Below are 22,579 nucleotides of genomic sequence, written 5' to 3' on the forward strand. Positions count from 1 at the left end.
TTTATCCACCCCCCCACCACATTTATAAAAATTTTTAGATGCGTGGGTTGGTTTTTTTTTTTTTAAGAGCCAGCCACCACCCTACCCGGGGGGGGCGGGGCCGCCCCGCCGGGCGGCCCCGGCCGGGTGACAACGGCGTCAGTGCGAAGGGCCCCGTCCGACGGGCGAAAGGCCCCGTCCGGCGTACGGACGGGGCCTTTCGTGGTCGGGCGGAAGGGGGTTATATCCCGCCCTCGGACATTCCGTGCACCGCCGGGACGGTGCCCAGGCGGCCCTTCTGGAAGTCCTCGAAGGCCTGCTGCAGCTCCTCGCGGGTGTTCATCACGAAGGGGCCGTAGTGGGCCATGGGCTCGCGGATCGGCTGTCCGCCGAGGAGGACGACCTCGAGGTCCGGCGTGTTCGCGTCCTGCTTCTCGTCCGCGCGGACGGTCAGCGAGCCGCCCGCGCCGAAGACGGCGGTCTGGCCGGTGTGGACCCGGCGACGGCCCGTACCGACGCTGCCGCGTCCGGCGAGGACGTACGCGAGACCGTTGAAGTCCTCGCGCCACGGGAGCGTCATCTCGGCGCCGGGCGCCAGGGTCGCGTGGACCATGGTGATCGGCGTGTGCGTGATGCCGGGGCCCTCGTGGCCGTCGAGCTCACCGGCGATGACGCGCAGCAGCGCGCCGCCGTCGGGGGTGCTCAGCAGCTGGACCGAACCGCCGCGGATGTCCTGGTACCGGGGGGCCATCATCTTGTCCTTGGCCGGGAGGTTCACCCACAGCTGGAGGCCGTGGAAGAGGCCGCCGGACATGACGAGCGACTCCGGCGGGGCCTCGATGTGCAGGAGGCCTGCGCCCGCGGTCATCCACTGGGTGTCACCGTTGGTGATGGTGCCGCCACCACCGTTGGAGTCCTGGTGGTCGAAGACGCCGTCGATGATGTAGGTCACGGTCTCGAAGCCGCGGTGGGGGTGCCAGGGGGTGCCCTTGGGCTCGCCCGGCGCGTACTCCACCTCGCCCATCTGGTCCATCATGATGAACGGGTCGAGGTGGCGGTAGTTGATCCCGGCGAACGCACGGCGGACCGGGAAACCCTCGCCCTCGAAGCCGCTGGGCGCGGTCGTCACGGTGAGCACGGGACGGTCCACGGCGTCGGCCGGCGCGACCACACGGGGAAGGGTCAGCGGGTTCTCGACGGTCACTGCAGGCATGTCGGTACCTCCTTGTGCTTCGAGTTTAGTTGATTGTTGAACTTTCTGCCACCCACAACGACGGACGCCCGGAGGGCATTCCCTCCGGGCGTCCGGACTGTCGTAGGGGAGTGAGCACTACCCGTAGCGGGCGCTACCCGTACATACGGCGCATGGCGAAGTCCACCATCTGCTCCACGGCCTTCGCGTCGAAGACCATACGGTGCTCCCCCTCCATGTCGAGGACGAAGCCGTAGCCGGTGGGGAGCAGGTCGATCACCTCGGCGCCGGTGATCACGAAGTACTTGGACTCCTTGCCGGCGTACCGGCGCAGCTCCTTGAGCGAGGTGAACATCGGGATGACCGGCTGCTGGGTGTTGTGCAGCGCCAGGAATCCGGGGTTGTCGCCGCGCGGACAGTAGACCTTCGACGTCGCGAAGACCTGCTGGAAGTCCTCCGCGGACATCGATCCCGTGGTGAACGCCCGCACCGCGTCCGCCAGCGAGGGCGGGGACGGCTCGGGGTAGAGCGGCGGCTGCTGGCCGTAACCGCCGGGCATCTGCTGCTGCGGCGGGGCGTACTGCTGCTGGGCGCCCGCATTCTGGTCGTAGCCGTACATGCGTCAAAGAGTAGTCGGCCACATATGGGCCACCAGGGGTTGATTCTTATTACCGACGGGTAGCATCATCGTAGCTACTTGCCGGTACGTGTAACGAGGCTGCGAGTACCTCCGCCTCCCCAATCCCTTACGGAGCCGTCGCCATGGGGCACTACAAGTCGAATCTCCGCGACATCGAGTTCAACCTCTTCGAGGTGCTCGGGCGCGACAAGGTGTACGGCACCGGACCGTTCGCGGAGATGGACGTCGACACCGCGAAGAGCGTTCTCGACGAGCTGACCCGTCTCTCGGAGAACGAGCTGGCGGAGTCCTTCGCGGACGCCGACCGCAACCCGCCGGTCTTCGACCCGGAGACCAACACGGCTCCCGTACCGGCATCCTTCAAGAAGTCGTACAAGGCCTTCATGGACTCCGAGTACTGGCGTCTGGGCCTGCCCGAGGAGCTCGGCGGCACCACCTCGCCCCGCTCCCTGATCTGGGCGTACGCGGAGCTGATCCTCGGCGCGAACCCGGCGGTCTGGATGTACTCGTCCGGCCCCGCCTTCGCGGGCATCCTCTTCGAGGAGGGCACCGAGGTCCAGAAGCACATCGCGAAGATCGCCGTCGAGAAGCAGTGGGGCTCCACCATGGTGCTCACCGAGCCGGACGCCGGCTCGGACGTGGGCGCGGGCCGCACCAAGGCGGTCCAGCAGGAGGACGGCTCCTGGCACATCGAGGGCGTGAAGCGCTTCATCACCTCGGGTGAGCACGACATGGAGGAGAACATCCTCCACTACGTCCTCGCCCGCCCCGAGGGCGCCGGCCCCGGCACCAAGGGCCTGTCCCTCTTCCTCGTCCCGAAGTACGAGTTCGACTTCGAGACCGGCGAGCTGGGCGAGCGCAACGGCGCGTACGCGACGAACGTCGAGCACAAGATGGGCCTCAAGGCGTCCAACACCTGCGAGATGACCTTCGGCGACCGCCACCCCGCCAAGGGCTGGCTGATCGGCGACAAGCACGACGGCATCCGCCAGATGTTCCGGATCATCGAGTTCGCCCGCATGATGGTCGGCACGAAGGCGATCTCCACGCTCTCGACCGGCTACCTGAACGCGCTGGAGTACGCCAAGGAGCGCGTCCAGGGTCCCGACCTCGCGAACTTCATGGACAAGACCGCGCCCAAGGTCACCATCACGCACCACCCCGACGTGCGCCGCTCGCTGATGACGCAGAAGGCGTACGCCGAGGGCATGCGCGCCCTGGTGCTGCACACCGCCGCGATCCAGGACGAGATCCAGGTCAAGGAGGCCGCCGGCGAGGACACCGCCGCCCTGGAGGCCCTCAACGACCTGCTCCTGCCGATCGTGAAGGGCTACGGCTCCGAGAAGGGCTACGAGCAGCTCGCCCAGTCGCTGCAGACCTTCGGCGGCTCCGGCTTCCTGCAGGAGTACCCGATCGAGCAGTACATCCGCGACGCCAAGATCGACACCCTGTACGAGGGCACGACCGCGATCCAGGGCCAGGACTTCTTCTTCCGGAAGATCGTCCGCAACCAGGGCGCGGCGCTGAACTCCCTCGCCGAGGACATCAAGAAGTTCCTGGCGCTCGGCACGGGCGGCGAGGACCTGTCCGCGGCCCGCGAGCAGCTCGCCAAGGCGGCCGTCGAGCTGGAGGCCATAGTCGGCCTCATGCTCACGGACCTGGCGGCCACCGAGCAGGACGTCAAGAACATCTACAAGGTCGGCCTCAACACCACCCGCCTGCTGCTGGCCTCCGGCGACGTGGTCGTCGGCTACCTGCTGCTGCGCGGTGCCGCCGTGGCCGCCGAGAAGCTGGAGACGGCCTCGGCGAAGGACAAGCCCTTCTACACCGGCAAGATCGCCGCGGCGAAGTTCTTCGCCGCCAACGTCCTGCCCGGCGTCACCGGCGCCCGCAAGCTCGCCGAGGTCGTGGACCTGGACCTGATGGAGCTGGACGAGGCGGCGTTCTGATCCCCGCGGCCTGAGGGCATCGCCGACGGCGGCCCGTTCCCGGACGAATCTCCGGGGGCGGGCCGCCGCCGTATGCGCCCACAGGGGGCACGCGGCAGCCCGCTCCTCGCATGAAATTCCCGCATGGACCCGCCAGGGACCCGCATGGATTTCCCGCGTGGACCCGCAGGGACCCACATGGATTTCCCCCGTGGACCCGCAGGGACTCACACGGATTTCCCCCGTGGACCCGCAGGGACTCACACAGATTTCCCCCGTGGATTCGAGGACCACGGGCACGGAGACCGGACCGGAACCTGCCCCTCCAGCCGGATGTCCGTCCTTCACATCCCCCTTACGAAGGGCCGTCCCCATCGCCGGGAGCGGGCCCTCGGGCGTCGTTAAGGTGAACCCCATGAGCACAAGCGCCCGCTTCGACCGCGGCCACACCGACGACCTCATGACCTTTCTGGCGGCGAGCCCCACGCCGTACCACGCCGTGGCGAACGCCGCCGAGCGGCTGGAGAAGGCCGGATTCCGTCAGGTAGCCGAGACCGATGCCTGGGAGGGGACGAGCGGCGGCAAGTACGTGCTGCGCGGCGGCGCGATCGTCGCCTGGTACGTGCCCGAGGGTGCCGAGCCGCACACCCCGTTCCGTATCGTGGGCGCGCACACCGACTCCCCCAATCTGCGGGTGAAGCCGCAGCCGGACAGCGGGGCGCACGGCTGGCGCCAGGTCGCCGTGGAGATCTACGGCGGCCCGCTGCTGAACTCCTGGCTGGACCGGGATCTGGGGCTGGCGGGACGGCTGACGCTGAAGGACGGCTCCTCGCGTCTGGTGAACATCGACCGACCCCTGCTGCGCGTGCCCCAGCTCGCCATCCATCTCGACCGTTCCGTCTCCACCGACGGCCTCAAGCTCGACAAGCAGCGTCATCTGCAGCCCGTCTGGGGTCTGGGCGACCCCGGCGAGGGCGATCTGATCGCCTTCCTGGAGGAGGAGTCGGGGCTGCCGGCGGGCGAGGTCACCGGCTGGGACCTGATGACCCACTCCGTCGAGCGGCCCTCCTACCTGGGCCGCGACAGGGAGCTGGTGGCCGGACCGCGCATGGACAACCTGCTGTCCCTGCACGCGGGTACGGCGGCGCTGATCGCGGCGGCGACGGGCGAGGGCTCTCCTTCCGGCTCCGGCTCCGGCTCCGGTTCAGATTCCGGTAGTGGTTCCGGTTCGGGCTCCGGTTCGGGTTCGGGGCTCTCGTACATCCCCGTCCTCGCGGCCTTCGACCACGAGGAGAACGGCTCGCAGAGCGACACCGGCGCCGACGGTCCGCTGCTCGGCGGCGTGCTCGAACGCTCGGTGTTCGCGCGCGGCGGCTCGTACGAGGACCGGGCGCGCGCCTTCGCGGGCACGATCTGCCTCTCCTCCGACACCGGCCACGCCGTCCACCCCAACTACGCGGAGCGGCACGACCCGACGCACCACCCGCGCGCGGGCGGCGGCCCCATCCTCAAGGTGAACGTCAACAACCGCTACGCCACGGACGGTTCGGGCCGTGCGGTCTTCGCCGCCGCCTGCGCGAAGGCCGGCGTGCCCTTCCAGTCCTTCGTCTCCAACAACTCGATGCCCTGCGGCACCACCATCGGCCCGATCACCGCGGCCCGCCACGGCATCAGGACCGTCGACATCGGCGTGGCCATCCTCTCGATGCACAGCGCCCGCGAACTCTGCGGCGCCGACGACCCGTTCCTGCTGGCCAACGCGCTGGTGGCATTCCTGGAGGGTTAGTTCCGCATGCCCGGCGCGCCGCCGGGTACCCGGACCGGGCCTGAGAGAAGCCGAGTTGGTTACAAGGAGGCGACACCCATGAGCCTGGGCGGATGCATCATCCTGATCGCAGCGGGGGCGGTCCTCACATTCGCGACCGACTGGCACATGAAGGGGGTCAACCTCGACCTGGTCGGCCTCATCTTCATGATCGTCGGACTGATCGGGGTCGTGACGTTCAGCAGCATCGCCAGGAGGCGCCGGGTGGTCATGCCGCCCAGCACCCCGGTGATCGAGGAGGAGCGGCACCACCGGGGCGGCTACGGCGTGTAGGCGTACGTCTGAACAGACATTGCCCGCAGGCCCAGTTACAGCTGTAGATGTACGGGTCAGTCGGCCATGCCCGCCAGCACCAGCGGCAGCCGGTCCGCGCCGCCCTCGGTGAGGCGGACCGGCACGCCCCAGTCCTGCTGGTGGACATGGCAGGCCGGGTACGCGTTCGCGGGATCGTCGTCGCAGGACGCGGCCATCGCGGAGACATGCAGGACACCCTCCGTGACGGCCGGGTTCAGCTCCAGCGCGCGGAAGAGATCGGTTCCCGCGCCCTCACCCGTGAGCAGCAGCCCGGGCGGAGTCGAGGAGACGAGCAGCCGGGTGGACGGCCCATAGCGTGTGTCCAGCTTCTGGCCCGTCGGGGCCTGGAAGACGACGTCCAGCCGGAGCCCACCCGGGGCGACTTCGGTCGCCGCGCGCTGGGTGCGGTGGGCGACCGACTCCACCCGCACGGCCTCCTCGGGGAGCCGCAGCCGGGTCAGCCGATGTCGCCCCGACTCCACGACCACGATGTCGTCCCCGACGAGAACCGCGTCGCTGGGCTCCCTCAAGTCGGTCGCCAGCGTGGTCACCTCGCCCGTCGCGGGGTCGTAGCGGCGCAGTGCGTGGTTGTACGTGTCGCTGACCGCGACCGAGCCGTCGGGGAGGGCCGTGACGCCCAACGGGTGCTGGAACAGGGCCTGTTCGGCGGCCCCGTCCCGGTGCCCGAAGTCGAACAGACCGGTGCCGACGGCGGTGTGCACGGCCCCGTCGAGATCCACCCAGCGCAGGGCGCTCGTCTCGGAGTCGGCGAGCCAGAGCCGGTCGGCGGTGGCGGCGAGCCCGGACGGCTGCGCGAACCAGGCCTCGGCCCCCGGCCCGTCCACGAGCCCCTCGTTCGTCGTACCGGCGGCGACCCCGACGGTGCCGCCCTCAGGGTCGTACGCCCACAGCTGGTGCACTCCGGCCATGGCGATCCAGATCTTCCCGCCGAACAGCGCCACGTCCCACGGCGAGGACAGGTCCACCTCGCGCGCCGGGCCGGACGTCGGCGAGCCCTGCCACCACTGGCGCCCCGTCCCCGCGAAGGTGGTGACCCCGCCGGTCGCGAGGTCGAGGCGGCGCAGCGCGTGGTTCACGGTGTCCGCGACGACGACCGAGCCGTCGTCGAGCAGCGCCAGCCCCTGTGGCTCGCTGAACGCGGCCTCCTCGGCCGACCCGTCCACGAACCCCCTCACCCCGGAGCCGATCCGCCGCACGACGCTCTCCCCGTCGCCCTCCAGTTCGACGAGCTGGTGCCGGGTCGTGTCGCTGACCAGGAGGTTCCCGCTCGGCAGGGCGAGCGCCTTGCCGGGGAAGCGGAGCGCCGTGGGCTCGGGCTCGGGTGCCACGTACGGCCCGTCGCCGCGGCGCAGCGTCCCCTTGGCCGCGTGCTCGGCCTCCAGCTCCTCCACCAGGCGGGCGATCGCGTGCGCGTGCCCCTCACCGGCGTGCTGCGCGACCACGTACCCTTCGGGGTCGATCACGACGAGCGTCGGCCAGGCGCGCACGGCGTACTGCTTCCAGGTCGCGAGCTCGGGATCGTCGAGCACCGGGTGCTCGACCCCGTACCGCTCCACCGCGTCCACGACCGCCTGGTGCTCGGCCTCGTGCGCGAACTTCGGCGAGTGCACGCCGATGATCACCACCGTGTCCCGGTGCTTCTCCTCCAGCTCCCGCAGCTCGTCCAGGACATGCAGACAGTTCACGCAACAAAATGTCCAAAAATCAACAATTACGATGCGGCCTCGGAGTTCAGTGAGGCCGAGCTGTCCACCGACTGTGTTGATCCAGCCACCCTTACCTGTCAGTTCGGGGGCCCGGACACGTGCTCGCTTTGCCATGGATCAAGCCAACCACACCCCGCTGAGCCCTGTTTCGCCCGGCCTTCCGCGGCCCAGACGATCCGCAGTCGGGTCCTGGACTCCAGAGCGGGGCTGAGCCCGTCGGCGTACCGGAGACGGTTCGGGCCGGGCCCTGGAGAAGCGGTGACACCCGGCCCCTTCGCGAGGAAGGAGCCGGGCGCGGGTGTTCCGGGATCAGGAGGACGGGGCGGGATCGGGTTCTGAAGTGGCCCAGGATCTGATCTGCTTGAACCAGGCCTCCGACACCGCCTCCGGGATCTTCGCCGTCAGACCCCCTTCTTTGGTGAAGGCGAGCCCCCGGCCGTAGTCGCCACCGCCACAGTTGTCGGACCGGAACGTGAGCTTCACGTCGGCGGACGTGTCGATCACGGGGTGGGTGGCCTCCTTGCGGGTGACCCGGAAGCGGATCGGGCCGGAGTCGGGGTCCACGTCGTGCGGCAACGGAAGACTCACGCGCGTGACGCCCTCCTGCGGCAGCTCACCCTTCGTGCACCTGCCCCGCGCGCACAGCTCGAAGGAGGCGCCCCCCAGGTCGCCGTACCCCTGGTGGACGAACAGCACGCCGACACCGGAGACGGTGCCCACGCCGGCGCAGACCTCCGCCTGGGAGCACCCGGACGTGGCCGCGAGCAGGGCGGCCACGCCGACGAGGGCACATCTTTCCGTGATCGCTCGCCCTTGACCTCGGACCAGACCTCGCACCAGACCTCGCACCAGACCTCGCACCAGACCTCGCACCAGCGATTTCCTCCCCCTCGCCCCCGCCTTCGGAGGGGGTGAACGCGTGATGATCTAGTGAATCCCGGGAACCGGTACCGGTATGAGATTCCTCGTACGCGACCGGCTCCTCGGCTTCGGTGACGACTACTGGATCGAGGACGACCACGGCGACAAGGTGTTCCTCGTCGACGGCAAGGCGATGCGACTGCGGGACACCTTCGAGCTGAAGGACACCCGCGGGCGTGTCCTCATCGACATCCACCAGAAGATGTTCGCCCTGCGGGACACGATGGTGATCGGGCGGGACGGGGAACCGCTGGCGACGATCAGACGCAAGCGGCTGTCCCTGCTGCGCAACCACTACCGGGTGTCCCTGGTGGACGGTACGGAACTCGACGTCAGCGGCAAGATCCTCGACCGCGAGTTCGCCGTCGAGTACGAGGGTGAGCTGCTGGCGGTGATCTCGCGCCGTTGGCTGCACGTACGGGAGACGTACGGCGTCGACGTCGTCCGCGAGGACGCGGACCCCGCGCTGCTGATCGCGGTGGCGGTGTGCGTGATCCACCTGGCGGAGAAGGAGCGGGGCGAGGACTGACTCGACGGACCGAGGCGAGGAGGGGCCAGAGGAGTGGAGCGGCCAGAAGACCGGAAAAAGGACTGCCTCAGCGACGCGGTGCCGTCAGTCCCAGCATCCGGTCCTTCAGCGCCGGGAACTGCTCCCGCGTGGTCGCGACCTTCCCGGGGTCGAAGTCCACCGTGAGCACCTGCTCCCCTGCCCCGGCCTCCGCCAGGACCTCCCCCCACGGATCGACCACGATCGAGTGACCGGCCTGGGGAACGCCCGCGTGCGTGCCGGCCGTTCCACAGGCGAGAACGAACGCCTGGTTCTCGACCGCGCGGGCCTGGGCGAGCAGCGTCCAGTGGGAGCGGCGCCGCTCGGGCCAACCGGCCGAGAGGACGACGGTCTCGGCGCCGGCGTCGACGAGCCCGCGGAAGAGCTCGGGGAAGCGGAGGTCGTAGCAGGTGGCGATGCCGAGGGTGGTCTCCGGCAGACGGACCGTCACCAGTTCGCCGCCCGCGCCCATCAGTACGGCCTCGCCCTTGTCGAAGCCGAAGCGGTGGATCTTGCGGTAGGCGGCGGCCAGGTCGCCGGAGGGGGTGAAGACGAGGGAGGTGTTGTAGAGCGTGCCGTCGGCGTCCCGCTCGGGGATCGACCCGGCGTGCAGCCAGATGCCCGCGTCGCTCGCCGCCTTCGCCATGACCTCGAACGTCGGCCCTTCGAGGGACTCCGCCTCCGTGCCGAACGACTCGTAGGCGAACGCCCCGGTGGTCCACAGTTCCGGCAGCACGACCAGATCGACTCCGGCTTGTTCTCGTACCAGAGCCGCCACACGACGCCGACGCGAATCGACCGATTCGCCGTCGTTTACATCGATCTGGAGGAGAGAGGCGCGCACAGTACCACCGTCCTGGCATTCGAGCCGTCCATACAGGCCTACGATCGTCACACCAAAGCACTGCCGGGGTGCCTCACAGCAGCGTAACTTAGCGTCCCAAGACACCCGCTGCCTGTGCACTGCCCGCGTCCAACCGCCCGAGGGGTCCCGTTCCGTGAGTCTGCATCCCAGCCTTCAGTCCTACGCCGACGCCTGGACCCACTCCGTCGATGCGATATCCGAGTTGGTGTCGCCGCTGGTGGAAGGTGAATGGAACCGGCGCACGCCCTGCCCCGGCTGGTCGGTACGTGATCTCGTCTCGCATGTCATCGGGCTCGACTGCGAGATGCTGGGCGACCCGCGGCCGATCCACACGCTCCCCCGCGACCTGTTCCACGTGACGAACGAGCACCAGCGGTACATGGAGATGCAGGTCGACGTGCGCCGCCACCACACGGCACCGGAGATGACCTCCGAGCTGGAGTACACGATCATCCGCCGCAACCGTCAGCTGCGGAACGAGTCGCGGCAGCCGGACGCCAAGGTGCGTGGCCCGCTCGGGACCGAGATCACCCTCGAACAGGCGATGCAGAGGCGCGCCTTCGACGTATGGGTACACGAACAGGACCTGCGGACCGCGCTCGGCGTCCCCGGCAATCTCGACTCTCCCGGCGCACACATCGTCCGCGACAAACTCCTCGGGGCCCTGCCGAAGGTCGTCGCCAAGGACGCGGGGGCGCCCGCGAACTCGGCGGTCGTCTTCGACATCCACGGACCGATGGAGTTCCTGCGGACGGTGCGGGTCGATGCGGACGGGCGCGGCTCGATAGACGGCGCCCCCTCTCTCGGCCCGGCCGCCACCCTCACCCTCGACTGGGAGACGTACTTCCGCCTCGCCTGCGGCCGCGTCACGGCCGAGGCCGTCTCCGACCGCATCAAGACGGAGGGCGACCCGGAACTGACCACAGCCATCCTGAGGAACTTCGCGGTCACGCCGTAGCGCGGGGCTCTTCGACTGCGGGTGAATCGGAGCCTGCGGGTGGGCGGGGGCTGGTCAGGCAGTTCCCCGCGCTCCTGAAGGGGCGCTACGCGGGGACGTGTACCGTCTCCACGCGGCTGGCCACCAACCGCTCACGCTCCCTGCGCGCCGTCTGCTTCCGCAACCGGAAGATCTGGCTCAGCCCCAGCGCCTGAAGAACGAACACGGCGGAGAAGGCGACGCGATAGTTGTCCCCGGTCGCGTCCAGCAGCACGCCGATCGCGAACAACGTCGTCATGGAGGCGACGAAACCACCCATGTTGGTGATCCCGGACGCGGTCCCCTGTCGCTCCGGCGGATTCGCGGGCCGCGCGAAGTCGAACCCGATCATGGAAGCCGGCCCGCACGCCCCGAGCACCGCGCACAGCACGACCAGCAGCCACATGGGATCCCGGTCACCGGGATACGCCAGCGCACTCGCCCAGACCACCGCCGTCGCCGTCACCGTCCCGAGCGCCAGCGGCAGCCGCGCCGCGTGATGCCGGGCGACGATCTGTCCGTAGACAAGACCCACGAACATGTTGGACAGCACCACGAGGGTGAGCAGTTCACCGGCCGTCGCCCGCGACAGCCCCTGCGCCTGGACCAGGAACGGCATACCCCACAGGAGCAGGAAGACCATCGCCGGGAACTGTGTCGTGAAGTGCACCCACATCCCCAGCCGCGTACCGGGTTCCCGCCACGACGCCGCGATCTGCCGGCGCACATACGCGGCCCCCTGGTGCGGGAACGGTTCCGGCTCGTGCCCCTCGGGGTGGTCCTTCAGGAAGAGAAGCAGGAGCACGAGGACGACGACCCCGGCGAACGCGCTGCCCGCGAACGCCGTCGTCCACCCCACCCCGTGCAGCAACCGCGCGATGACAAGGGTGGAGACCAGGTTGCCCGCCATGCCCACAAGACCGGCGAGCTGCGCGACCAACGGCCCCCGCCGCGCCGGGAACCATCGCGTGCCCAGGCGCAGCACGCTGATGAACGTCATCGCGTCCCCGCAGCCCAGCAGCGCGCGCGAGGCCAGCGCCATCCCGTACGTGGAGGAGAACGCGAAGCCCAACTGGCCCGCGGTGAAGAGCAGTACACCGATGGTCAGCACCTTCTTGGTGCCGAGCCCGTCGACCAGCAGTCCCACGGGTATCTGCATGCCCGCGTAGACGAGGAGTTGGAGGATCGAGAAGGTGGAGAGCGCGGAGGCGTTCACATGGAAGCGGTCCGCGGCGTCGAGCCCGGCCACTCCCAGCGACGTACGGAAGATGACGGCGACGAAGTAGACGGAGACGCCGATGCCCCAGACGCCGATCGCCCGGCGGCCGCCGGGCGGGTCTCCGGGGAGCGAGACGGCCGAGTGGGAGCTCATCGGACCTCTCCCCGCGCCAGGTTCGAGAACCAGCTGACGTGACCGTGGACGATATCGACCGCCGCCTCCGCGTCGCCGGACCGCAGCGCTTCGAGGATCGCCTCGTGCTCGGTGAGCGTCTTGGTGATCCGGTCCGGATGCGCGTGCATGACGGCGACGCCCATCCGCAACTGCCGGTCGCGCAACTGGTCGTAGAGCCGGGAGAGGATCTCGTTGCCGCCGCTGCGGACGATCTCGGCGTGGAAGCAGCGGTCGGTGACGGCGGCGCCGGCCAGGTCTCCCGCGGCGGCCTGCTCCTTCTGCTGTGCGAGGAGTTCCTCCAGGCGCGCGATGAGATGCGGCGACGCGGGTACGGCCTTGCGGACCGAGTGTTCCTCCACGAGTTGCCGTGTCTCGACCACGTCCGCGATCTCCTGCGCGGAGACGGGCAGGACGAGCGCGCCCTTCTTCGGGTAGAGCTTGATCAGGCCCTCGACCTCGAGCCGGAGCAACGCCTCGCGCACCGGCGTGCGCGAGACCCCCACGGCCTCGGCGAGCTCGCCCTCGGTGAGCAGCGTCCCACCCTCGTAACGACGTTCCAGGACGCCCCGCTTGACGTGGGCGTAGACGCGGTCGGCGGCGGGGGGTTGCTTGGTGGCGGGCGGAGCGGACACGGACGGCGCGGCAGGCATGCGCACATCATAGATACAACACGTACGCATGGTCGTGCGTCGTCCAGGATGCGGACCGGTAACCTTTCACGCGGTCAACACCCGCCCCTCGGCGTAATCCACGTCACACAATTCCACCCCATCTTCCGTGCATCCCTTTGGGTCCCCCACGAGTCCGTACGTAAGACGGCACTGCCATGTGCCGTTCTCCCAGGGGCATTTCGCGCATTCGGAGCGTTCATTTTGATTACCGGCATTAAGGGCACGCGTTTCCGCCGAGCCGCCGCTGTCACCGTCACCACCGGCGCCGTGCTGGCGGCCGGAGCTTTCGGGGCCGCCCCCGCAGGGGCCGTCACGACGCCCACGATCGCCGCCGCCGGCGGCTACGTGATGAACAACGGCACGGCCAAGACCTTGTACACCAAGGCTGCGGACACCCAGCGTTCCACCGGTTCCACCACCAAGATCATGACCGCCAAGGTCGTGCTCGCGCAGCCGAACCTCAACCTCGACGCCAAGGTCACGATCCAGAAGGCCTACAGCGACTACATCGTCGCCAACACCGCTTCCTCCGCCCACCTGATCGTCGGTGACAAGGTCACCGTCCGTCAGCTCCTCTACGGTCTGATGCTGCCGTCCGGCTGTGACGCCGCCTACGCGCTCGCCGACAAGTTCGGCTCGGGCACCACCCGTGCCGCCCGTGTGAAGTCGTTCATCGGCAAGATGAACACCACGGCGAAGAGCCTCGGCATGACGAAGACGAAGTTCGACTCGTTCGACGGCATCGGCAACGGCAACAACTACTCGACGCCGCGCGACCTGACGAAGCTCGCCAGCAGCGCGATGAAGAGCGCCACGTTCCGCACGGTCGTGAAGACCAAGTCGTACACGGCGAAGACCGTGACGAAGACCGGCAGCACCCGCACCATGGCGGCGTGGACCAACACGAACACGCTGCTCAGCAGCTACAGCGGCGCCATCGGCGTGAAGACCGGCTCCGGCCCCGAGGCCAAGTACTGCCTCGTCTTCGCCGCCACCCGCAACGGCAAGACGATCATCGGCACGGTCCTCGCGTCGACCTCGATCACCCAGCGCGCCACGGACGCCACCAAGCTCCTGAACTACGGCTTCGCCAAGTAGTTTCCCCGACACCGCCGAAGGGGGCCCGTCGCTCATCGCGACGGGCCCCCTTCGTCGTACTGGGCCGCGCGCCCCTAGGGACGCGCGGCTCCGTCTTCGCTCACGCGCTCACGCGCTCACGCCCAGGTGATCAGCCGCTTCGGCTGTTCCAGGATCGCCGCCACGTCGGCCAGGACCTTGGAGCCCAGTTCGCCGTCGACCAGGCGGTGGTCGAAGCTCAGCGCGAGTGTCGTCACCTGGCGGGGCTTGACCTTGCCCTTGTGGACCCACGGCTGGAGCTTGATCGCGCCGATCGCGAGGATCGCCGACTCGCCGGGGTTGAGGATCGGCGTGCCGGTGTCGACGCCGAAGACGCCGACGTTCGTGATCGTGACCGTGCCGCCCTGCATCGCGGCGGGTGAGGTCTTGCCCTCGCGGGCCGTGGCCACCAGCTCGCCCAGGAACCCGGCGAGTTGGGGGAGGGTCTTGGTGTGGGCGTCCTTGATGTTCGGGACGATCAGACCACGCGGGGTGGCAGCCGCGATGCCCAGGTTCACGTAGTGCTTGAGCACGATCTCCTGGGCCGCCTCGTCCCAGGACGCGTTGACGTCCGGGTTGCGCTTGATGGCGACCAGCAGGGCCTTGGCGATGAGCAGGAGCGGATTGACCCGCAGGCCCTGCATCTCCTTGTCCTGCTTGAGCTCCTCGACGAGCTTCATCGTGCGCGTCACGTCGACCGTCACGAACTCGGTGACGTGCGGCGCGGTGAACGCCGAGCCGACCATCGCGGCGGCCGTGGCCTTGCGGACCCCCTTGACCGGGATACGGGTCTCACGCGCCGAGTCGTACACGACGACCGGAGCGGGAGCCTGAGCCTGGGCGGGAACCGGAGGCGCCGTCACCGCCGGCTGCTCCGCGGCCGGAGCCGGTGCGACCGCCGCGTGCACGTCCTCGCGCGTGATGATGCCGTCCGGACCCGAAGGCGTGATCGTGGCCAGGTCGACGCCGAGGTCCTTGGCGAGCTTGCGGACCGGGGGCTTGGCGAGGGGGCGCTGCCCGCCCGGCGCGGCTCCGTGTCCATGGCCGTTGAGCTCGCCCTGGATCGCGGTGGCCGTCAGGAACGTCTCGGGCTGCCGGGCCGGGACCTCGGTGCCCTTGCGGGGGCGGCGCTTCGTGGAGGCCTCGGCCACCCCGTACCCGACGAGGACCGGGGTGCGGCCCTCGGGTTTGGGTTCCTCGGCGACCGGTGCCTGGCTGGTGGGGGCGGTGGGCGCCTCGGCCACCGGGGCTTCCACGGCGACGGGGGCCTGCCCCGTCGGCGCCGATCCGCCGGCCACGTCCACCGCGATGATCACCTGGCCCACGTCCACCGTGGTCCCCTCGGGGAAGTGGAGTTCGCGCACCACGCCGTCGTAGGGGATGGGAAGTTCCACGGCGGCCTTGGCGGTCTCGACCTCGCAGACGACCTGGCCGTCGGTGACCGTGTCACCGGGCTGGACGTACCACTTGAGGATCTCCGCCTCGGTGAGTCCCTCGCCCACGTCGGGCATCTTGAACTCGCGGAGCCCCGACGCGTTCTCAGTCATCGTCGTCACGACCCTCTCCTCAGTACGCCAGCGAGCGGTCGACGGCGTCGAGCACCCGGTCCAGGCCCGGAAGGTACTCCTCTTCCAGGCGCGCCGGCGGATAGGGGGCGTGATAGCCGCCCACCCGCAGGACGGGTGCCTCCAGGTGGTAGAAGCACCGCTCCGTGATGCGAGCGGCGATCTCCGCGCCCGTACCGAGGAAGACCGGGGCCTCGTGCACCACGACCAGGCGGCGGGTCTTCTCCACCGAGGCCTGGACGGAGTCGAAGTCGATCGGGGACATCGAGCGCAGGTCCAGGACCTCGATCGACTTGCCCTCCTCCTGGGCGGCCGCGGCGGCCTCCAGGCAGACCTTCACCATCGGACCGTAGGCGGCGAGCGTCAGATCGCTGCCCTCGCGCGCCACGACCGCCTTGTGCAGCGGTCCGGGAATCGCGTCCTTGGTGACCTCGCCCTTGTCCCAGTAGCGCCGCTTCGGCTCGAAGAAGATCACCGGGTCGTCGCTCTGGATGGCCTGCTGCATCATCCAGTAGGCGTCCGACGCGTTCGACGGGGAGACCACCTTCAGGCCCGCCACGTGCGCGAACAGCGCCTCGGGGGACTCGGAGTGGTGCTCGACCGCGCCGATGCCACCGCCGTACGGAATCCGGATCACGACGGGAAGCTTGATCTTGCCGAGCGCCCGCGCGTGCATCTTCGCGAGCTGCGTGACGATCTGGTCGTACGCCGGGAAGACGAAACCGTCGAACTGGATCTCCACCACCGGCCGGTAGCCGCGCAGCGCGAGACCGATCGCCGTACCGACGATGCCCGACTCGGCGAGCGGGGTGTCGATGACCCGGTCCTCGCCGAAGTCCTTCTGGAGCCCGTCGGTGACCCGGAAGACACCGCCCAGCTTGCCGACGTCCTCACCCATGATCAGGACCTTGGGGTCGGCGTCGAGGGCCGTGCGCAGCGACTCGTTGATCGCCTTGGCCAGCGCCATCTTTTCCGCAGCCATCGCTACTTGCCCTCCCCTTCATCCGCGAACGACGCCTGGTAGGCGGCGAACTGGGCCCGCTCCTCGTCGACGAGCGCGTGCCCGTCGGCGTACACGTTCTCGAAGATGGCGAAGTGGTCCGGGTCCGGCATGGCGCGGACGACTTCGCGTACTCGTTTGCCCAACGCCTCGCTCTCGGCCTCAAGTTCCGCGAAGAATCCCTCGTCCGCGTGGTTTGAAGCCTCCAGGTACGTGCGCAGGCGCAGGATCGGGTCCTTCGCCTCCCACGACTCGCGCTCCTCGTCGGCCCGGTACTTGGTCGGGTCGTCCGAGGTGGTGTGCGCGCCCATGCGGTAGGTGTACGCCTCCACGAGGGTGGGTCCCTCGCCGCGGCGGGCCCGCTCCAGCGCCCACTTGGTGACCGCCAGGCAGGCCAGGACGTCGTTTCCGTCGACCCGGACGCCCGGGAAGCCGTAGCCCTGCGCGCGCTGGTAGAGCGGGACGCGGGTCTGCTTCTCGGTCGGCTCGGAGATCGCCCACTGGTTGTTCTGGCAGAAGAACACGACCGGGGCGTTGTAGACCGCGGAGAAGGTGAACGATTCGGCGACGTCGCCCTGGCTGGAGGCGCCGTCCCCGAAGTACGCGATCACGGCCGAGTCCGCGCCGTCCTTGGCGATGCCCATGGCATAGCCGGTGGCGTGCAGCGTCTGCGAGCCGATGACGATCGTGTACAGGTGGAAGTTGTTGCTGTTCGGGTCCCAGCCGCCGTTGTTCACACCCCGGAACATGCCGAGCAGGTTGGTCGGGTCGACCCCGCGGCACCAGGCGACGCCGTGCTCACGGTAGGTCGGGAAGACGTAGTCGTCCTCACGGGTGGCCCGCCCGGAGCCGATCTGGGCGGCCTCCTGGCCGAGCAGCGAGGCCCACAGGCCCAGCTCGCCCTGGCGTTGCAGGGAGGTGGCCTCGGCGTCGAAGCGGCGGGTCAGCACCATGTCCCGGTACAGACCGCGCAGATCTTCGGGGGTGATGTCGGCGACGTACGGGTCGTACGTGGTGTCCTTGACCCGCTCGCCCTCCGGCGTCAGCAGCTGGACGAGCTCGGGACCGGGGCCCGATGCGCCAGGTGCGCCGGGTACGCCCGGTGACTTCTTGCCGGCCGCGCTGGTGCGCTTGCTCGCGGCGCTCTTCGTACCGGTCGTACCGGCGCCGCTTTTCGCAGCGGTCGTACCGGCGCTGCGTCGCGGCTTGCGCGCGGCAGTGCTCTCCACGGTCACGTGTGCTCCTCCGTCGGTCCGGCCCCCGGGGTTGCCGGGTGGCCAGTGCGGCTCGCCTGCTCCAAGTACCCGTGCACGGGGTGGGTGCACTCGGCCGGGAACAGGCGTGACAGGTGCCCCGGCGAGCGCCCTGCAACGGCCACGTTACCCAGTGCTCCACAATTCTGTGAAACCCCTCCTGACCTGCGTTTTTGCTTGGACTTCCCACTATTTATTAGTCGGATTTCCAAGTAATGCACGCAGGTCGGGAACAGTCGCTGGTCACAGCACTGGTCACAGCCTCGCAGGGGGCCGGAACACGGGCACGTTATCCCGGCCACCCCAGGCACGGGAAGAGTTCACCCCGGGCAGGGCCAAGGGTGGCGTGTGACACTGACTTTGTGCCCGAAAGCGGAAAAATTACCGTATTTCTCCTCGACGATCACGAGGTGGTACGACGCGGTGTCCATGAGTTGCTTTCGGGGGAGGACGGCATCGAGGTCGTCGGCGAGGCCGGTACGGCGGCCGACGCGCTGGTGCGCATCCCGGCCACGGCCCCGGACGTCGCGATCCTGGACGTACGGCTCCCGGACGGCAGCGGAGTGGAGGTCTGCCGCGAGATCCGGTCGCGGAACGAGGACATCAAGTGCCTGATGCTGACCTCCTTCGCCGACGACGAGGCGCTTTTCGACGCGATCATGGCGGGCGCGTCGGGCTATGTGCTGAAGGCGATCCGCGGCGCTGAACTGCTCTCGGCCGTACACGATGTCGCGGCCGGCAAGTCGCTGCTCGACCCCGTGGCCACCGCGCAGGTCCTCAAGCGGCTGCGGCACGGCGGCGGCGGTGCCAAGAACGACGACAAGCTCGGGCACCTCACCGAACAGGAGCGCAAGATCCTCGACCTGATCGGCGAGGGGCTCACCAACCGCTCCATCGGCGAGCGGCTGCATCTCGCCGAAAAGACGATCAAGAATTACGTGTCGAGCCTGCTGTCCAAACTGGGCATGGAACGGCGCTCCCAGGCCGCCGCCTATGTGGCGCGCATCCAGGCGGAGAAGCAGCACCACTGAGTGCGGCACCAATGAACACGGGTCGCTCGGTGCGGCTGAACCCGGGTCACCGGGTGCGGCTGAGCCCGGGTCACCGGGTGTGGCGCCGCCGGTACGCCCTACTTGTTTTTCGGGACCTTTGGCCCCTCTTCAGGGGGCGGGTGCCTCTTTTTCGGGGCCTTCAGGGTGCCGGAAATTGGGGGCATGCCCATCGACGAAGAGCTCGCCGTGGAACTCCTCCGCCGTACCGACCATGGCCGGTTGGCCGCCAGCCTGCGCGCCATGCCCTTCCTCGCCCTCGCCCGCCACGTCGTGGTGGACGGCCGCGTCCTGTTGCGCCTGCACCGGGGCTGCGGGTACCACCGGGCCTGCCTCGGGAGCGTCGTCGCCTACGGCACCGACAACCTGGCTTCGGCAGGGCTCGGCGAGAGCGTGTGGTCCGTGCAGATCGTGGGCCGGTGCGAGGCCGTGGAGCCGACCGAGGCCCACCGGGAGCTGTTCGGGCCCGCGCCGCGGTTCATGGACGGCGAGCCCTTCGACCCGGTCCATCTGAGCATCGCGCCCCAGTTCTCCACCGTCCATTCTGCGGACGATGCCATGGAACGCCAGTTCCGGAGCACCCTGTGACTGTCCCGTGATCGAAGACGACTGTCTGTGACAAACCCGAGGTCAGAGGCCTGTCTCGTGCCCTAACATCTGGCGCGTGCCGCGCCTATCTGCACCACCCCCGGTGTCTCACGCGCCCCCTCTGGGCGCCCTCCTCCGCCAGTACGCCGCCGGGTCCGCGCTGACCTGCGACCCCGTCGAACAGGGGCTGCTCAACCGCGGATACCGGCTCCGCACCACCCGCGGCCGCTACTTCCTCAAGCACCATTTCGACCCCGAGACCGCCAACCCGGTCGCGATCGCCCGCCAGCACCGGGCGACCCAGCGTCTCGCGGACCTCGGCGTCCCCGTCGCCCCGCCGCTGACCGGCACCGACGGGCGCACCGTCGCCGTCATCGGGGGCCACGCGTACGCGCTGCACCCCTGGATCGACGGCCGGCACCGGCACGGCGGCCAGCTCACCACGGAGCAGTGCGCGCGGCTGGGGGCGCTCCTGGGCGTCGTCCACGCGAGCCTGGAGCGGGTGATGCCGACGGAGGGCCGCGCCGCGGCGAGACCGACCGGCGTCACCGGGGCGACGGAAGGATCGGCGGGCGCGGGAGGCTCGGCGAGGGCCGGAGGCTCAGCGAGGACCGGAGGCTCAGCGAGGACCGGATCGGGAGGCTCAGCGGCGGCGGAAGGGGTGGATCCGGCCCGGGGAGCCGACCCCGCCGACACCTTCGCGCTCATCGACCGCCTGCTCGCCCAGGTGCGCCGCCACCGCCCGTACGACGCCTTCGACGAGCTGGCCCGGCACCGGCTATTGGAGCGGCGCGCCCTCTTGGAGCGGCATGCCGACCGACGGCCCCCGCAGGGCGGCTCGGTGGGCTGGGTGCACGGCGACTTCCACCCCTTCAACCTGCTCTACCGCGACGGCGAACCGGCCGCGATCGTCGACTGGGACCGGCTGGGCGTCCATCCCCGCGCCGAGGAGGCCGTACGCGCCGCGGTGATCTTCTTCGTACGTCCCGTCGGCGCCCTGGACCTGGCGAAGGTGCGGGCCTACGCGCGCGCGTACCGGCGTACCGCGGGCGCGGGCCCCGCCGAGCTGGCGGCCGCCGTGCACCGGGTGTGGTGGGAGCGCCTCAACGACTTCTGGATGCTGCGCTGGCACTACGAGCGCGGCGACACCCGCGCCGATCCGCAGTTCCCGGCGGCCTCGGCGCTGGCGGTGTGGTGGACACGGGAGTACGACGCGGTGTGCGAGGCGTTCGCGGGCTGATCGCCGGCACCGGTCGGGGGAGACACGGCGGCCGGGGCGCGAACGCCGCGACCGGGGGGAGGGAAACACCACGCGCGCGTGGCGCCCGTTTCGGGCTTCACGCGCGCGTGGAGGGCGTTTCCGTCGGTGTCCCTCAGGGGTTCTGCGAGCTGCCCTGGCTGTCGCCGCCGCCGATGACGCCGTCCGTCGGATCGGCCGGCGTCGTCGGAGCCTGGCTCTCGGTCGCCGGGTCCGAAGGCGTCGTGTCCGTCGGCGTCGTGTCCGTGGCCGTGTCCGACGGCTGGTTCGAGGGCTGGCTGCTGTAGCTCGGGGACGGCGTGTAGGACGGCGTGTAGTCCGAACCGCCGCCCGAGCTGGTGTTGTCGTCCGTGGAATTGTCCGTCGCGGTGTCCGTGGGGCTGTCGCTGGGACTCGCGCTGGTCTCGTTGTCCTTGGCGGACGGCGTGGTGGTCGGCGAGTGGGTCGTACCGCTCCCGCCGCCACCGGTGTCACCGGTCTTGTGGAGCGCGAGCGCGACACCCGCCGCGATCGCGATCACCGCGAGGACCGCGAGGATCCACAGCTTGCCGCGACCGCTGCCGTGGTTGCCGTGCCCCTCGAAGCCGCCGTCGTCCCCGCCGCTGCCGTACGGCGGGATGATCGGCGCCGGGATCTGCGTGGTACCGGACTCACCGGGATGCGGCAGCGCGGTCGTACCCGCGAAGCCGGACGCCGACGTGTGGAACCCCTCGTGCATGGCGACCGGGCCGGTGTTCCAGGTGCCGGTGTGCCCGCCCTGGTCGTACAGCATCTGCAGCCCGTACTGGACAAGGCCGCGCATCTCCTCGGCGGTCTGGAACCGGTCGTCCGGCTCCTTCGCGAGAGAGCGCATGACGAGCCCGTCGAGCTCCGGCGGCGCCCCCTGCGCGACCTCGGACGGGGGTACCGGGATGTCCTGGACGTGCTGGTAGACCACCGACAGCGGCGTCTCGCCGGTGAACGGGGGCCGCAGCGCGAGCAGTTCGTACAGCAGACAGCCGGTCGCGTACAGGTCGGAGCGGTGGTCGACGGCCTTGCCGAGAGCCTGCTCCGGGGAGAGGTACTGCGGTGTGCCCATGACCATGCCGGTCTGGGTCATCGTGGACTGCGCGCCGTGCAGGGCGCGCGCGATGCCGAAGTCCATCACCTTCACCGCACCGGTGTTCGTGATGATCACGTTCGCCGGCTTGATGTCGCGGTGCACGATGCCGTGCTGGTGCGAGTAGGCGAGCGCCTCCAGGACACCGGACACGATGATCAGCGCCTGCTCGGGCCCGGGGGCCTCGGCGTTGATCAGCAGGTCGCGGATCGTGCGGCCCTCGACGAGCTCCATCACGATGTACGGCACGGTCGCGTGGCCGACGACGTCCTCGCCCGAGTCGTACACGGCGACGACTGCGTGGTGGTTGAGTCCGGCCACCGACTGCGCCTCACGCGTGAAGCGGGCCTTGGACACCGGGTCCTCGGCCAGGTCGGAGCGGAGCAACTTGACCGCGACGGTGCGCCCGAGGCGCACGTCCTCGGCCGCAAACACCTCGGCCATGCCGCCCCGGCCTAGTCTGTGGGTCAGCCGGTATCGGCCGTCCCCCACAAGTCCGCCATTACCCCACATCTCCGGCGCATCTGACATACCGCCGCCAGTCGCCTCGGGGTCGGACGGGCCCTGAGCGCGCTGCTGCTGTGCCATCAGTCCTCGCCGTCGTTTCTGCCCGCGGTCTGCGCGGTGGTTGTTACGGTCTCCGTCGGGCCACGCTACAGGCTTCGCGCAAGGCTCCGGCCCGAGATGGAAGTG

The 22,579-nt window shown here is 69.5% G+C and carries 20 protein-coding genes; 9 read left to right on the top strand and 11 right to left on the bottom strand.

What is annotated here, in order from left to right; genetic code table 11:
- Window positions 1-220: 220 nt before the first annotated feature.
- The gene (locus tag ACFVWD_RS35020) at window positions 221-1,192 is read right to left on the bottom strand and encodes a pirin family protein (protein ID WP_389601986.1); all 972 of its coding nucleotides are present in this window, start codon (window positions 1,190-1,192) and stop codon (window positions 221-223) included.
- Window positions 1,193-1,325: 133 nt separating this feature from the next.
- Complete coding sequence (locus ACFVWD_RS35025) at window positions 1,326-1,790, bottom strand: SseB family protein (RefSeq protein ID WP_054234175.1); 465 nt, start codon at window positions 1,788-1,790, stop codon at window positions 1,326-1,328.
- Between the two features lie 143 nt (window positions 1,791-1,933).
- Between ACFVWD_RS35025 and ACFVWD_RS35030 the strand changes: the two genes are divergently transcribed.
- From ACFVWD_RS35030 to ACFVWD_RS35040, 3 genes are all read left to right on the top strand, one after another.
- On the top strand, window positions 1,934-3,760 hold the full coding sequence (locus tag ACFVWD_RS35030; protein ID WP_168493702.1) for an acyl-CoA dehydrogenase: 1,827 nt from the start codon (window positions 1,934-1,936) through the stop codon (window positions 3,758-3,760).
- A 394-nt stretch (window positions 3,761-4,154) separates the two neighbouring features.
- Window positions 4,155-5,525 (top strand): M18 family aminopeptidase, encoded by a 1,371-nt coding sequence (locus ACFVWD_RS35035; protein WP_389601987.1) that lies wholly within the window; start codon window positions 4,155-4,157, stop codon window positions 5,523-5,525.
- Window positions 5,526-5,603: 78 nt separating this feature from the next.
- On the top strand, window positions 5,604-5,837 hold the full coding sequence (locus tag ACFVWD_RS35040; protein WP_095853611.1) for a hypothetical protein: 234 nt from the start codon (window positions 5,604-5,606) through the stop codon (window positions 5,835-5,837).
- 56 nt (window positions 5,838-5,893) lie between these two features.
- On the opposite strand, the gene ACFVWD_RS35045 is transcribed toward ACFVWD_RS35040, so the two are convergent.
- Together ACFVWD_RS35045 and ACFVWD_RS35050 are read right to left on the bottom strand one after the other, a co-directional pair.
- The gene (locus ACFVWD_RS35045; RefSeq protein WP_389601989.1) at window positions 5,894-7,699 is read right to left on the bottom strand and encodes an NHL domain-containing thioredoxin family protein; all 1,806 of its coding nucleotides are present in this window, start codon (window positions 7,697-7,699) and stop codon (window positions 5,894-5,896) included.
- A 195-nt stretch (window positions 7,700-7,894) separates the two neighbouring features.
- On the bottom strand, window positions 7,895-8,362 hold the full coding sequence (locus ACFVWD_RS35050; protein ID WP_389601990.1) for a hypothetical protein: 468 nt from the start codon (window positions 8,360-8,362) through the stop codon (window positions 7,895-7,897).
- 178 nt (window positions 8,363-8,540) lie between these two features.
- Here ACFVWD_RS35050 and ACFVWD_RS35055 point away from each other — a divergent pair, with 178 nt between their 5' ends.
- Window positions 8,541-9,035 carry an LURP-one-related/scramblase family protein gene (locus ACFVWD_RS35055; RefSeq protein ID WP_389601992.1) on the top strand — a complete coding sequence of 165 codons (495 nt, stop codon included), beginning with the start codon at window positions 8,541-8,543 and terminating at the stop codon, window positions 9,033-9,035.
- A 67-nt stretch (window positions 9,036-9,102) separates the two neighbouring features.
- Here the strand turns inward: ACFVWD_RS35055 and ACFVWD_RS35060 are convergent, their stop codons facing one another.
- Window positions 9,103-9,897, bottom strand: coding sequence for a carbon-nitrogen family hydrolase (locus ACFVWD_RS35060; protein WP_389601994.1), 795 nt, complete (start codon window positions 9,895-9,897; stop codon window positions 9,103-9,105).
- A 154-nt stretch (window positions 9,898-10,051) separates the two neighbouring features.
- Here ACFVWD_RS35060 and ACFVWD_RS35065 point away from each other — a divergent pair, with 154 nt between their 5' ends.
- Window positions 10,052-10,876: a maleylpyruvate isomerase family mycothiol-dependent enzyme gene (locus ACFVWD_RS35065; RefSeq protein ID WP_389601996.1), complete on the top strand. Its 825-nt coding sequence runs from the start codon at window positions 10,052-10,054 to the stop codon at window positions 10,874-10,876.
- An 85-nt stretch (window positions 10,877-10,961) separates the two neighbouring features.
- On the opposite strand, the gene ACFVWD_RS35070 is transcribed toward ACFVWD_RS35065, so the two are convergent.
- Both ACFVWD_RS35070 and ACFVWD_RS35075 read right to left on the bottom strand, forming a co-directional pair.
- Window positions 10,962-12,266, bottom strand: coding sequence for a nitrate/nitrite transporter (locus ACFVWD_RS35070; RefSeq protein ID WP_389601998.1), 1,305 nt, complete (start codon window positions 12,264-12,266; stop codon window positions 10,962-10,964).
- Window positions 12,263-12,937: a GntR family transcriptional regulator gene (locus ACFVWD_RS35075; RefSeq protein WP_099921647.1), complete on the bottom strand. Its 675-nt coding sequence runs from the start codon at window positions 12,935-12,937 to the stop codon at window positions 12,263-12,265. Before ACFVWD_RS35075 ends, ACFVWD_RS35070 begins: the two co-directional genes overlap by 4 nt.
- Window positions 12,938-13,159: 222 nt before the next feature.
- Here ACFVWD_RS35075 and ACFVWD_RS35080 point away from each other — a divergent pair, with 222 nt between their 5' ends.
- A complete protein-coding gene (locus ACFVWD_RS35080; protein ID WP_389602000.1) occupies window positions 13,160-14,056 on the top strand; it encodes a D-alanyl-D-alanine carboxypeptidase family protein in 897 nt (298 codons plus the stop codon).
- A 116-nt stretch (window positions 14,057-14,172) separates the two neighbouring features.
- On the opposite strand, the gene ACFVWD_RS35085 is transcribed toward ACFVWD_RS35080, so the two are convergent.
- Genes ACFVWD_RS35085 through pdhA form a run of 3 tightly spaced genes read right to left on the bottom strand, consistent with a single transcriptional unit; the run spans window position 14,173 to window position 17,874 of the window.
- Window positions 14,173-15,630: a dihydrolipoamide acetyltransferase family protein gene (locus tag ACFVWD_RS35085; protein ID WP_389602001.1), complete on the bottom strand. Its 1,458-nt coding sequence runs from the start codon at window positions 15,628-15,630 to the stop codon at window positions 14,173-14,175.
- Between the two features lie 10 nt (window positions 15,631-15,640).
- Complete coding sequence (locus tag ACFVWD_RS35090) at window positions 15,641-16,621, bottom strand: alpha-ketoacid dehydrogenase subunit beta (RefSeq protein ID WP_168509709.1); 981 nt, start codon at window positions 16,619-16,621, stop codon at window positions 15,641-15,643.
- A 2-nt stretch (window positions 16,622-16,623) separates the two neighbouring features.
- Window positions 16,624-17,874: a pyruvate dehydrogenase (acetyl-transferring) E1 component subunit alpha gene (gene pdhA / locus ACFVWD_RS35095; protein WP_389602003.1), complete on the bottom strand. Its 1,251-nt coding sequence runs from the start codon at window positions 17,872-17,874 to the stop codon at window positions 16,624-16,626.
- Between the two features lie 380 nt (window positions 17,875-18,254).
- On the opposite strand from pdhA, the gene ACFVWD_RS35100 reads away from it, so the two are divergent.
- The 3 genes from ACFVWD_RS35100 (at window position 18,255) to ACFVWD_RS35110 (ending at window position 20,769) form a co-directional block, all read left to right on the top strand.
- On the top strand, window positions 18,255-18,923 hold the full coding sequence (locus ACFVWD_RS35100; RefSeq protein ID WP_389602004.1) for a response regulator: 669 nt from the start codon (window positions 18,255-18,257) through the stop codon (window positions 18,921-18,923).
- Window positions 18,924-19,106: 183 nt separating this feature from the next.
- Window positions 19,107-19,529 (top strand): pyridoxamine 5'-phosphate oxidase family protein, encoded by a 423-nt coding sequence (locus ACFVWD_RS35105; RefSeq protein ID WP_389602005.1) that lies wholly within the window; start codon window positions 19,107-19,109, stop codon window positions 19,527-19,529.
- 103 nt (window positions 19,530-19,632) lie between these two features.
- Window positions 19,633-20,769 (top strand): phosphotransferase, encoded by a 1,137-nt coding sequence (locus tag ACFVWD_RS35110; RefSeq protein ID WP_389602007.1) that lies wholly within the window; start codon window positions 19,633-19,635, stop codon window positions 20,767-20,769.
- 133 nt (window positions 20,770-20,902) lie between these two features.
- Here ACFVWD_RS35110 and ACFVWD_RS35115 read toward each other — a convergent pair whose 3' ends face one another.
- Window positions 20,903-22,474, bottom strand: coding sequence for a protein kinase (locus tag ACFVWD_RS35115; protein WP_389602009.1), 1,572 nt, complete (start codon window positions 22,472-22,474; stop codon window positions 20,903-20,905).
- Between the last annotated feature and the right edge of the window lie 105 nt (window positions 22,475-22,579).

The sequence above is a fragment of the Streptomyces sp. NPDC058086 genome, from assembly GCF_042885015.1.
In the GTDB taxonomy this organism is placed as follows: domain Bacteria; phylum Actinomycetota; class Actinomycetes; order Streptomycetales; family Streptomycetaceae; genus Streptomyces.